Annotated in this window: 11 protein-coding genes; 8 read left to right on the top strand and 3 right to left on the bottom strand. The window is 70.4% G+C overall.

The features are described 5' to 3' along the window. Positions 1-36 precede the first annotated feature (36 nt). From ACFOSY_RS31775 to ACFOSY_RS31810, 8 genes are all read left to right on the top strand, one after another. Positions 37-1,110, top strand: a complete 1,074-nt coding sequence (locus ACFOSY_RS31775; protein ID WP_394313646.1) for a hypothetical protein — start codon at positions 37-39, stop codon at positions 1,108-1,110. Beyond that, positions 1,110-3,287, top strand: a complete 2,178-nt coding sequence (locus ACFOSY_RS31780) for a hypothetical protein (RefSeq protein ID WP_394313648.1) — start codon at positions 1,110-1,112, stop codon at positions 3,285-3,287. The genes ACFOSY_RS31775 and ACFOSY_RS31780 overlap by 1 nt, the downstream gene beginning before the upstream one ends. A 376-nt stretch (positions 3,288-3,663) precedes the next feature. After that, positions 3,664-4,083, top strand: coding sequence for an RRQRL motif-containing zinc-binding protein (locus ACFOSY_RS31785; protein WP_394313651.1), 420 nt, complete (start codon positions 3,664-3,666; stop codon positions 4,081-4,083). Positions 4,084-4,183: 100 nt separating this feature from the next. Then, complete coding sequence (locus ACFOSY_RS31790) at positions 4,184-4,861, top strand: GGDEF domain-containing protein (RefSeq protein ID WP_394313654.1); 678 nt, start codon at positions 4,184-4,186, stop codon at positions 4,859-4,861. Beyond that, positions 4,858-5,166 (top strand): hypothetical protein, encoded by a 309-nt coding sequence (locus ACFOSY_RS31795; protein ID WP_394313656.1) that lies wholly within the window; start codon positions 4,858-4,860, stop codon positions 5,164-5,166. Before ACFOSY_RS31790 ends, ACFOSY_RS31795 begins: the two co-directional genes overlap by 4 nt. 11 nt (positions 5,167-5,177) lie before the next feature. Beyond that, complete coding sequence (locus ACFOSY_RS31800; RefSeq protein ID WP_394313659.1) at positions 5,178-5,465, top strand: hypothetical protein; 288 nt, start codon at positions 5,178-5,180, stop codon at positions 5,463-5,465. Between the two features lie 169 nt (positions 5,466-5,634). Further along, a complete protein-coding gene (locus ACFOSY_RS31805; protein WP_394313661.1) occupies positions 5,635-6,273 on the top strand; it encodes a nucleotide-binding protein in 639 nt (212 codons plus the stop codon). Then, entirely contained in the window at positions 6,270-7,241 is a 972-nt protein-coding gene (locus ACFOSY_RS31810) for a hypothetical protein (protein WP_394313664.1), read from the top strand. Before ACFOSY_RS31805 ends, ACFOSY_RS31810 begins: the two co-directional genes overlap by 4 nt. A gap of 792 nt (positions 7,242-8,033) precedes the next feature. Here ACFOSY_RS31810 and ACFOSY_RS31815 read toward each other — a convergent pair. From ACFOSY_RS31815 to ACFOSY_RS31825, 3 genes are all read right to left on the bottom strand, one after another. Next, positions 8,034-8,264 carry a hypothetical protein gene (locus ACFOSY_RS31815; RefSeq protein WP_394313666.1) on the bottom strand — a complete coding sequence of 77 codons (231 nt, stop codon included), beginning with the start codon at positions 8,262-8,264 and terminating at the stop codon, positions 8,034-8,036. Between the two features lie 460 nt (positions 8,265-8,724). After that, entirely contained in the window at positions 8,725-9,015 is a 291-nt protein-coding gene (locus ACFOSY_RS31820) for a hypothetical protein (RefSeq protein ID WP_394313668.1), read from the bottom strand. After that, positions 9,015-11,540, bottom strand: a complete 2,526-nt coding sequence (locus tag ACFOSY_RS31825; RefSeq protein ID WP_394313670.1) for a DEAD/DEAH box helicase — start codon at positions 11,538-11,540, stop codon at positions 9,015-9,017. The genes ACFOSY_RS31820 and ACFOSY_RS31825 overlap by 1 nt, the downstream gene beginning before the upstream one ends. Positions 11,541-11,936: the final 396 nt, after the last annotated feature.

Here is an 11,936-nt window from a genome sequence, read left to right on the forward strand (position 1 = left end):
CACCGGGGCCGCCCTATCTACCGAGGAGGAAATGCCGTGTACTCCCTGACGCCCGGCTACCGTGTGCCCGCCTTGCAGCGCGGTCTGAGCCCTGTCGAGACTCTGCTGACGAAGGCGAATGCCGGGGTCGGGGGCGCCGTCCTGATGTCGGCGATGCTCACCCCGCCCCCCATCTGGACGTTCGGCGCGGTCGGCGCTGCCGCCGCGCTGCTCAACCTCGCGCCGGGACCGCGCTCACTCGCCCGGTGGGCGGCGGTCGGTTACCGGCGTCTGCGGGAGCGCACCGCGCCGGCCGCCATGACCGCCAGTCCGGGGGCGACCGCCACGTGGATGCTGTACCCGGAGCACGGCACCATGCAGGACCCCCAGCTGCGGGCGGCCTGGCACGAGGCGTTCTCCAGGGCCCTCACCTTTGCCGGGGGGCAGGCCCGAACTGCGGGCATCCAGGTGCACGTCGCACACCACACGCGCGTCGGCGAGTACACCGAGCACACGCAGACCCTCTCGGTCCATGTCCCGAAGGGGCTCGTGGGCCAGCCTGCACGCGTCGTGGACACTCTGGCCCACGAATTCGCCGGACTTGGCGTCCTCACCCCCGTTGAGCCCGAACCTGCCCCGGCCGTGGTCGAGCGGGGCCCGGGTTGGGTCGCCCTGGACGACGACCGCTACGCCACGACCGCCCGGATCACGGCCTGGCCCGACGAGACGGACGGCGACCTCATGCCGAAGCTGTTGCTCGGCCACGGCACGGACCGGTCCCTCGCCGTCCTGTACCGGCCCCTACCGGCCGCGCAGTCCCGGCGGTCGGCGAAGTGGCAGCGCGCCGCAGCCGAAGCCTTCACCACCGACAAGATCAAGGCCGACGCGCACGACCTCGCCAGCAGCTCGACGCACGGCGCGCTCGTCCAGGGCGCCACGCTCGTGGACATCGACGCCTACCTGACCGTGTGGGGAGACAGCCCTGAGGCCGTCACCGACGCCCGCTGGCAGGCGTCCCTCATGGCCGACCGGCACCGTATCCGTCTCGACTGGCTCCCCGGCCAGCAGCACCGCGCCCACGTGATGACCACCCCGCACGGAGCCTCGACCCGGAAAGGGGCGATCCTCTGATGATTCGCCTGCCCTCCAGCCATGCGGCAATTACGGCGCCGCTCGTCGCCTCCAGCACTCGCTTCCCCGGCATCTTCGTCGGCCGGTCGCTGCTGGACGGCCGCCCTTTCCACCTCTCCCCCGTCCTGACCGACCACAGAGTGCTGCCGTCCACGAACTCGCTCGCCTTGGGCGGTCTGGGCTCCGGCAAGTCGACGACGGCGAAGACCCGTGCCCGACGCGAGATCCTGGAGCACGGTCACCAGTACGTCGTCATCGACTCCTTCGGAGAGGACGACGCGGGCGAGTGGGCGCCCCTCGTCCGCTCGCTCGGCGGTCAGGTCATCGAGGCCGGCATGTTCACCCTGAACCCGGTCTCCGGCCTGTTCCCGCGGGAAGTCCGCGAGCAGCTGGTGCGCTCGCTCATCGCCGCCGTGGAGCCCGCCGCCCTCACCCACCAGGCCACCCACGCTCTCCAGCACGCCCTCAACCACCCCAAGGCCACCTCACTCAACGGCCTGGTGGACGCCCTGGTGCTCCCCGAAGAAGGGCGCTGGCCGGTCGAGAAGCTGACCGAGTGGGGCGAGGGCGCGGCCATCGCCCTGTCCCGCTACACCGAGGGATCGCTGCGCGGCCTGTTCGACGGCGACACCGCAAGCCTCCCCGAGACCGATCTGCCGATCATTTCCTTCGACTTCTCCCGCCTCGACCGCAACAGTCCGGCGATCCCGTCGCTGATGGCGGCCGTGGCGTGCTGGGCAGAGCACGTGTGGCTGCGGCAGTCGACCGCCGCACACCGCCACCTCGTCTTGGAGGAGGCGTGGCAGATCCTGCTGTCGCCGGCCACCAGCGAGCTGATCCAGCGACTGCTGAAAAACTCGCGCAAGGCCGGGCTGTCGCTGGACGTGGTGATGCACACGTTGTCCGACCTCGGCACCGGGCCCGCGCAGGACCTGGCGCGGTTGTGCGAGGTCGCCCACATCGGACGCCTCGGTCCCGAGGAGGCGGCCCTCGTCGGCGCTCTGCTCAGCCTGCCCCAGTGGGCCATCGACAAGATCCCGGCCCTCGACCCGGGACAGGCCGTGTGGAAGGTCGGACCCGACTATGTCGACATTGTCCAGACGGTCATCAGCGAGGAGGAAGCCAGGCTGACGGACACCTCGTCCCGACGCCGCAAGGCGCAGCAGGGGCTCGCCGTTGCCGTCGAGCAGGACACCGCTGCAGAGGCTGCGGCTCCCGCCGTCGGCAGCGACCAAGACCAGGACCAGGACCTGGCCGACGACCTGTTCGCCAAGCCCGAGCCCTCCCCGTGCGACGAAGGCGAGTGGGACTGGGAGATGCCGCCCAACGTCATAGACTCCCGCCACCTCGCCGCCATCGAGGCCGCGCGGGAAGGACGCTGCGGTGAAGCCGCCGACCTGGCGGCCCTCGGTGAGCGCGAGGACATCACCGCCCACGGCATCAACAGCGTCGAGGCCCTGTCCTGGCTGTCGACCCGCGCCAGGGTGGCTGAACTGTGCGGGAACCTGGACCAGGCGGTGCAGCTGCGCGCTACCGTCGCCCGCATGGGGAACGTCGAATGGTTCGAGCAGACCGACGACAACACGTCACCGCAGTGGCACCGCGGACCCCAGCCGGCCTCGCCCGAACCGCCCGCGGATGACACACCGTCGGAGAAGCCGCGCCGACGCACCTGGCCCTACGTCGCAACGATTGCCGCCCTGGCTCTCGCCGCCGGCGTCGTGTGGCAGAACGCAGAAGACGACAAGCGGGCCCAGGAGCGCCAGGAGCAAGCCGCCGCCTACAAGGGAGTCTCAGCGACCGATCTGGTCATCGACGGAGTACAGACCGAAGCAAGGGCTAAGTGGAGCAAGGATGGGCAGTCGGTCATCCTGTCTGTCTGGGTCAACCCGGAGGAGAACCCGAAGCTCGTCCGAATCGACTCCGCTGACCAGACGGTCCAAGAGAAGACGGCTCCCATGGAGCCGGGCGAGATCCCCATGCCGATCAGGCTGGAGGTCAAGGTGCCGGTCAAGGACCGCTACGAACCAGTTCGGATGTCTGTCGCGGTGGGCGGTCCCACGTGGGAAGAGGGCTCGCGGGCCCCGCGCCGCATGATCGAGTTTCGCCCGGACCGGACAGCCATCGACGCCGAAACCGGAGAGCCACTCAAGCAGCGTGAGGCTCGGCTGCTGTAGCCCCCCAACGCGACCCAACTGATGCCCCGCCCCTGATGGTGCGGGGCATCAGTGCTCTCCGGACGCTCCGCCAGGTCCTCGCACACCCGCCCCAGCGCGTGGTGTGCGAGGACCTGGCAGGCCGTCCGGCCTCGCACGACCAATCCCCTTTCCCCACTGCGCCCCGCCAGCACCAGCACGACGTCGGCGGGGCGCAGTGCCGTCCACCGATGCCTGGAGGTACCGCCATGCTCGTCCCCCGTCCGCGTCGCCGGATCGGCCGGCCCCGACCACAGCGTCCCGGCCCCCGCTACCCGCAGCGTCCCGGCCGGCTGCCCGGCGCCTGGAGCAGGTGATGGCGCGCCCGAGGAAGCGGCGGCGCGTTGAGGTGAGGCGGGTGCCGCGCAGTGACGGGCATCTGCCTGAGTATGACCGCAGCGCCGTCCCTGAGGGCCTGGCCACCCGGCGTCAGCTACGGGAGATGGGCCTGAGCCCTGGCGGACACGATCCGGTCGCGGTCCTGCGGTGCAAGCTGTGCGCCACCCGGCCGCAGTGGTCGTGCGGCCACCCCACCCGAGGCTTTCTGTTCCGCGTTGACCTGGCCCGGCCGAAACGCACGCCGACGCTCGCGCAGGAATGGGCGCTGGACCGGGCCATGGCCGCCAGAAGCACATGCCCGCGGTGCCGTCGCCGCTACCACTTCTGTCTCCCGCTGCGCACCCAGGGCGTCTGCGACCCCTGCGACAAGGGCTACGAACCCAGCCCCGACACCTACACGCACTCCCCGGTCCCGGTCGACCACCGCCTGGCGGCCTGACCCCGAGCATCCCGAAGAAGAGTCCGGGACAGCCGCTCTGCTTGGCGGCTTCGTCGGCTGCCCCGGGTCCATCCATCCACACGAGACGGAGAACCCAAGTATGACGTCACTCTTGCGCATTCAGGGCCGGATTGGTCAGCGCACCCTCTTACTGACGACCGCCGCCGTGCCGTTGACCGGCTGGACGGTCCACGCGGCCGCGCTGCACAAGCAGCTCGCCGCCACCCGCAAGGACCCGCTGACCGGCCTGCTGCGCCGCGACGCCTACACCGCCCGCGCCCGTCGGCTCCTGGCCCGCCACGGCGACGGCACGGCCGTGGTCATGGTCGACCAGGACCACTTCAAGGCCGTGAACGACAACTTCGGGCACCCGGCCGGGGACGCCGTCCTCGCCGCGACCGCCGCGCGGCTCACCGCCTGGGCGGGGCCACGCGCCTGCGTCGGCCGCCTCGGCGGCGATGAGTTCGCCGTCGTCCTGGAGCTGCCCGCCGCCCGCCGGGAGCAGCGCCTGGCGCAGCTGATGCGGATGCTGCACACCCCGGTCACTCTGGACGACGGCCGCACGGTCGACGTCGCTGCCTCGGTCGGTGCCGCGACCCCGCACACGACCGGCGTACGCGATCTGGCGGCGTTGCAGCGGGCGGCCGACGCCGCCCTGTACGACGGCAAGCACTCCGGCCGCGCGGTCGTCGCCACCGCCGCGCACGTCACGGTGCCGTCCGTGAACGGACGCCGCACCGGCCGCTCGGGCACCAGCCTGTGGGGCCGGGCCGCATGAGCACCTTGGCCATGACCCGCCCGGGACGTACGAAGAAGCAGAAGGCGCCATTCGAGCCGGGCCTGATCCCGGCTCCCGGCGAGCTTCTCGTCTGGCGCGACAGCCAGCACTTCGACCGCTGGCAGGACCTCCCCTGCACGCTGTGCGGTCAGCCCACGCCCATGCGCTCCCACTCCGGGGAGCCCGTGCACAAGGCCTGCGCGGAGGGCTGGATCACCGCCAACCCCGTTGAGGCCCGCCTCGGGCGGTTCGCCTCCGACCTCGCGCCGAAGCCCAGGTCCAAGGGCCAAGGCGACCACGCCTGACCTCCACCGCGATGCTCACCGCCCGGAAGAGACCCACTCCGTGGACCGGACACGGCGACGTCGTCGTACGGATCGCCCCCGACGTCCGCGCCCTGGAGCGCGGGCGTCCCGCCGACGGACCGCCGGCCGACGTCGACCCCGTCGCCCTGGTCCTCATCCACCCCGACACCGAGACAGCCCTCACCAGCACGATCCACTGCGCCACGCCAGGAGCCGCATCCACGGCGCCTGGACCACGCCGTAGCGGCTCCTCACCCACGCCCTCGCCGGGCGTGACCTCCCGCCCGACGTCGACTTGAGCGCCTGAGTGGCAGCACTGCTTCGCTCGTCCGTGTGCAATCCAGCGGCCCCTTGCCCTAGACCGAGGTCCGGGGCAAGGGGCCGCTTTTTGCGTTCCAGGCATCATCAGACCCAATTCACGCCGGCCAGTGGTGCTCGGGGAGGGGAGAGGGTCGGTACCCTCACGCCATGTTCTACATCGCCAATGTCAGCCCTCGTAGTACGGGCAAGACCACGAATTCCGCGTGGATGTGCCACGCCCTGCATGAGCGCGGACGTAAGGTGATCGGCTTCGACGCGGATGACTCCCGGCAGTTCAGCCGGTGGCAGGCCAACGGCTCGTACCCGTTCGTCGTCCAGCAGGCGGCCACACCCGCCTTCCACCTCAACACGCCGCAGATGATCCCCGGCGGGTTCGAGGACGGCATCGGAGTCGTCGACGTCGGGCACCTTGAGGACCATAAGGCGGTGGGAGCGTCCGTGCTGCGCCTCGCTGACCTGGCGGTCATCAATCTCCCGCCGTCGATGAACGACGTGGAGCGCATGGAAGAGCTCCCCACCAAGGAGTTCATCGAGGACGTTGCGCCGCTCCGGGCGGACAGCAAGCCCCCGGCCACCTGGATCCTGCTGTGCAAGGCGCCGACCGGCGTGAGCGAGATCAAGCAGGTCCGGGAGTACCTGGTGGACGAGGGCTACAACGTGTTCACCACGGTGGTCCCGTCCGTCGTGAAGTACATGCGCACCCACGAAGGCAGCGACATCCAGGCCAAGGGTTCGGTGTTCGACGAGCTGGTCACCGAGATGGAAGAGCGGGGCCTGCTGCCGTGAGTAAGCCCAACCCCTTCAAGGACCGCCAGGCACGCAAGGCCGCTGGCAAGGTCGCGGTGCCCGGCCAGCAAGGAACTCTCCCCGCCGTGCCCACTGCCACCGGATCCGGTTCGGCCGCCAAACCCTTCGCCCAGGGGCGGCCGGAGAAGATGCTGACCCTCGCCGACCTGCCGGAACCCATCGAGACGCCAGACGTGACGGGCGACCTCAGTGAGGAAGAGGAGCAGATCCTCGCGCTCTGCATGCGGGGCGTCCAGCAGTTCGAGGACGCCTGGTGGGTCATGGGCAAGGCCATGGCCAATATCAAGAACCGCCGTCTGTACCGCAAGACGCACGCCACCTTCGAGGACTTCGCCCGGGACGTCTTCAACAAGTCCCGCCCCCTGGCCTACGAAGAGATGACCTCGTACGCCATCGGCGAGCTTCTGTCTGCACGCGCAGACAAAGCGTTCGAAGAGAATTCGAACGGAGTGTCTGCGCGTGCAGACATCCCGAGCATCGGTAAGAAGGCGGCCGGCGCCCTCAACCCGATCACCAAGGACTACGGCCCTGAGACCTCGGTCGCCGTCCACGAGACCATCAGGGACGCAACCGGGAAGACCACCGTCAAGGCGATCACCGGCATCGTGCAGCAGCTCCCCCGCAAGGAGGAGAAGGAACTGACACAGGAAGAGCTGACGGCCTTGGCCCGGGAGCTCGCAACCGCCCAGTCCCAGACCGCCGGAGCTACGGGCAGCCAGGACGGCCAGCAGGGGAAGGCAGGCAGCGTCAGCGAAACTCCAGCACTGGATGCCCTCCGGGGGGCCGTCTCGCAGCTGGAGTCTGCACACCGCGGGCTCGCCCCGGCCCACATCAAGAAGGCACTCGAAGAGTCTCCGGACGAAACCGCGAAGATCCTGGCCTCAGCCAAGGCGACCGCGGAGAAGGCCGCCGCCCGGGCCAACGCCCACCTCCCCCGAGCAACCTGAGCCAGGCACTTAGCCCCTGGTCTGTCTTCGAGGGGAAGACCAGGGGCCACCTGCCATGGCAGGGCGGTCACCAGAGTCAGCGGTTCCCAACCCCACGCCAGCGAGAACTGAGACCAGACGGAGAGCTCGACGCAGGCTGACGCCACCGGGCACGAGAGCGCCCGCCCCTCCGATGGTGCCGGGCGCTCTCGAGCACGAGCAGCGCCCCCACTCGGGCGCTGGTCCCTGGCGAGCGTCTATCACGCCGCTCACGGAAACCTGGGATGTGCCAACCCCTACGTGGACGAGCAGCCGCACCTCGGGTGGGTGATCATCCAGCAGAAGCCGTGACCCTTCCCCGGACGGGAGCAGTTGGCCGTGCGTGACACGACTGATGATCGCCGCAACTGCGGTAGCCACGTTCGCCGCTACCGCTCTGCTCGCCCCGGCAGCTGATGCCACCCCCGTTCCCGGCGCGACGGCCACCACGCCCGCCAAGGCGTGCGCCACCAAGTGGAAGGTCACCGGGAAGAAGGTGGCAGTCCGGATGCCGGAAGGCAACGCACCAGTTGCAGCGCCCGACTCCCCGGTCGTGCGCTACCTCCACCGCGGCGACGTGGTGCGCTCGTGCGTGGAGGCCATCGCCCGCACGCAGAGCGGCCCGGCGTACCACAAGTGCGGCCGCGGAGGACATGTGTGGCGCATCGTTCGTGGCGGCCAGGTACCAGCCACATGCTTGGAGCGCGTCTAGTCGAGCATGCGCAGCGCGCTGTCCGGTCGGCCGGGCAGGACCGTCCTGCCCGGCCGGGGCGGTTATTCCCAGGGCTTCGGCAGCGCGTGCCACAGGGCTCTGAGCCAGTCGGGCGGGTTCGTGAGGAACTTGTCCACCAGCCGGTCGCTGATGAACCGGGCGGCTGCCTTTGCGGCGCCCTGAACGGCGCCCTGGCCTATCGCGGCGGTCAGGCCGGCACCCACGGCAGGCTGCTGCGGGGCGGGCGCGGGGTCGGGCGGCTGGACGGGCGCGGGAACGTTGTCCCGGGTCATGATGCTGCTCCCTTGAGCAGAGGGATCGAGGACAGCGGACACCTGTGGTGGTGTCGTCCGCGTGGGGGTGGTGCGCGCCTCGCGGTCGGCGGTCCTGCTACGGCTCTCTGCGAAAGAGCGTCCCTGTGGGGCTTCGGCCCGGCCCAGGGTGGGCGTGGTGTTCAGGGTAGCGGCGATCGGCGCGGGTGTTGCCCCGGGTGTCTGGCGGCTGGTCATCGGTACTGCCTCCGGCGTGAGTTCGACATGGCGGGCGGGACAGTGACAGGGCTCGGGTGCTTGCGTCTCGTCCTGCCGGGCACGGCTCTTTCACCCCGTAGGGCTGGAAGGCGGGACCCGGACAGCAGCGGCCGGGAAGAAAGATCCCGGGGCACGACGAAGGCCCGGACGCCTGGTCCGGGCCTCTCCTGGCGAAATCCCTCTAGCGGGTCGAATGCCAGTAAGGGAGTCGGCAACCTTCCGTCTACTCGGGCTCTCCCCGGGAGCGGTTGGCGACCCAGTCCGGATCACGTACGGGCGCCGACACTCGCGTCTCGGTGGCCGGGGCGCACATCACGCGCCAGCTGGTGCGCGGCGCGGTGACGACGTGGACCAGGACGACGACGGCCTGCCGCCCGGCGCCGCCCCGCACCCACGCCCCGGTGAAGCGGACCTGACCGGCCGCCCAGTCGCCCAGGCGGCTCCACGGACGCAGCCGCCCCAGCAGATAGCCGGCCGCGAGCGCGACGACGGCCACGAGGACCACGACGCCCATCACGACCACCGCATCCCGATCGCGGACAGCAGCTCCACCCGCTCCGGGGACAGCGTCGCGGCCCGGCTGCGCTGGTTCCCGATCCACGCCCCGAGCCGCAGCTCCCGCTCCTCCTGGTCCTCGCCGACGACGATCCGTTCGACGTGCTTCCTAGGCACCCGCAGGTGCCCCTCGCGCTCGAAGAACTGCTTGGCGGCCTCGTAGTTCATCGCCCACTTGTCCGCCTGCGTACGGCGCGGCTGCGGCTTCTCGTCCTCGGTCGCGGGCTCGATCCCGAGGACCTGCTCACACATCCACTGCTGCACGGTGGTGAGATTGTCCCAGCCGAGCCGGACCGAGCGCACCCACCGCCCGAGGTCCTCGCCCTGGTGCATCACGTCGCCGGGCTCGGTGGGCAGCGGGTGGCCGGCCCCCAGGTGGAGCCGGACGAGGTGGAAGCACCGCTGCCACTCCACCGGCCAGGCCGGGCACCACGACGGGTCGATCTCCTCCAACTGCTCGCGCCGCTCCTCCGACAGCGCCCCGGCCGACGACTGAACCGGCAGGCCCTCGGCACGCCGCTGCTCGATCTCCTGCGCCTTGCGGGCGGCGGCCCGCTGGTTCTTCAGCCAGATGCCCACCTTGTAGCCCTGGAAGGTGGCGTCCAGCGGGGCCAGGAGGTGGCCCGCCTCGGCCGCCCACCCGCGCGCCGCCGCGAGACCCTCCTCCCACGCGACGTCGAAGTGCGACCACACCATGCCCAGCTTCTCCAGCTGCGCGACGCGGTCTTCGTCCATGTCGCCGCGGGCGTAGAAGCGCCGGTTGTCGGCGATCCACTGCCCCAGAGGGAAACCGGCGAGCGAGGCCGGCCACCCCTCGGCTTGGGCCGCCTGGTCGTCGCGGCCGGGCACTCGGTAGGTGAAGGGCACCCGCAGGTCGCCGTGCTCACGGGCGTAGATGGTGGCGGCCTCGATGCCGCGCCGCCAATGGGCGTGCTCGGGGTTGAGTACCCGCAGGTTGATGAACGCCGCCAGCTGCGCAGGGTCACGTGGCGTGGAGAACTTCAGCAGCGCCCGGGCCGGCACCGACAGACCACGGTCGCTTCGGTCGCTCCCGGCCCCTTCCCCTTCTGCCCCACTACGGCTCTGTACGCCTCTCACGCGGCTCTGTGCCTGCTGCTCGGCCAGCTGTTCCACCACCCGGGCATCGTGCGCCCTGAGCGCCTCCAGCAGCTTCGCCAACCCGCCGAACGCCCTGGAGGTCAGCATGTTGTCCGCCGTCTCGCCCGGCCCGAGCAGCACCGGCACCACGAGCGAGGCGACCTTGCCCTCGCCCGGATGCATCCGCAGCGCCCGGCCGACCGCCTGGACGAGGTCGGGCATAGAGCCGCGGACGTCGGCCCAGTAGACGGAGTCACATTCCCGGGTGTCCACGCCCTCCCCGAGCACCTTCACCGAGCCCAGGAAGCCCTTCTCCACGACCGTGCCGTCCGTGGCGATCCCGTCCGCGAACTCGCCCAGCACCCGGCGCCGGTGGCCCGGCTTGTGCTCCCCGCACAGCCAGTCCGCCCAGATCGTGCGCGGGTACAGCTCGGGGTCGGTGGCGTGCAGCTGCGCGGCGACGTCGGGAAGGCCGGCCGCGAACGCCTCGGCTTCGCGGACCTGGTGGTGGAAGACGAGCGTGCGCCGGAAGTTCTCCTCCGACGACGCCTTGAGCAGCGCGGTCTGGAGGGCAGCGAGCCGGGCCCCGCGGACCTCGTCCGAGCGGCCCTCAGCGCCCAGGAGCTGCGCGGCCTGGAGCTGCGTGTCGGTGATGTCCACGCACACCACCTGGTAGGGGGCACAAATCCCCCGGTCGATCGCCTCCGAGAGGGTCAGCGTGAAGCAGCGCGCACCGAACGGGCCGTCCGGGTCGTCCTCCATGCTCGCCACCAGCTCACCCGGCGCGCCCTCGGCATCCTCGTCCAGCTGCCACAGGCGGGGCGTGGCGGTCATGTACAGGCGGCGCAGGGACGGGATGCGGGTGTTGTCGTGGACGACCGCCCACGGCTTCCCGATCCGGCCCGAAGTCCGGTGCGCCTCATCGACCACGATCAGGTCCCAGCCCGGAAGGCCGCCCTTGTGAGCCCGCTCCAGCGTGCCGAGCCCGAGGGAGGCGTACGTGGCGAACACGGTGACCTTGTCGAAAGGCCGCACCCAGTCGACCAGTTCCTCCACGTCCGTGGTGTTGGGGAAAGTCACGTCCTCGCCCCGCAGGGACGAGACCCCGATCATCGGACCCGTGCGGCCGGCCTCGCGCCACGCGGCCTCGGTCTGGGTGAGCAGGTCCAGCGAGGGGACGAGCACCAGCACGCGGCCCGCACGGAGCTTCTCTGCGCTGCGGGCCGCAACCCGGGTCTTGCCGGACCCGGTGGCCATGATCACCTGAGTCCGGAGCCCCCTCTCGGGCGCAAGCGATCTTGCAGGCAATTCGAGAGCGCGGACCACCGCGTCAACGGCTTCCTGCTGTGCCGCCTCACGCTGATCGGTTCGGCTTGTGGTCGACATATTCGTCTGCCTTCTCCTGGGCTCTTGGTTGGGCAAGAAACGGGAGACCTGCACGTAGGAGGCGTGCGACCGGCTGAGGTAGACCTCACCGGAACCGGGTCACGACCTCGGACCAGTAGCGGGGGAGCGTGATCGAGAAGCGGTCCAGCTCCCTTAGTGGTGCTGCTATCTGAGTCCAGAGTCTATCTCGTGCTTCAAAGTGAAGCACTCGGAACCGAGAAAGTCCCTCGAACGTGGCTGAATTCTGTTAGTGTTGCCTTACGGTCACCCCAGAAAGCAGCCTGACGGCAGGTCAACTCGCCCCCACACTCCCGGTTCGGCCTGCCACTCCCCCGACCACCCCCTTCCCCTTGCCGCTCGGGCCGTAGGCCCGTTGGCCGACCCGCGCAGCGGGGC

The sequence above is a fragment of the Streptomyces lusitanus genome, assembly GCF_042647945.1.
Taxonomy (GTDB): Bacteria; Actinomycetota; Actinomycetes; order Streptomycetales; family Streptomycetaceae; genus Streptomyces; species Streptomyces pseudogriseolus.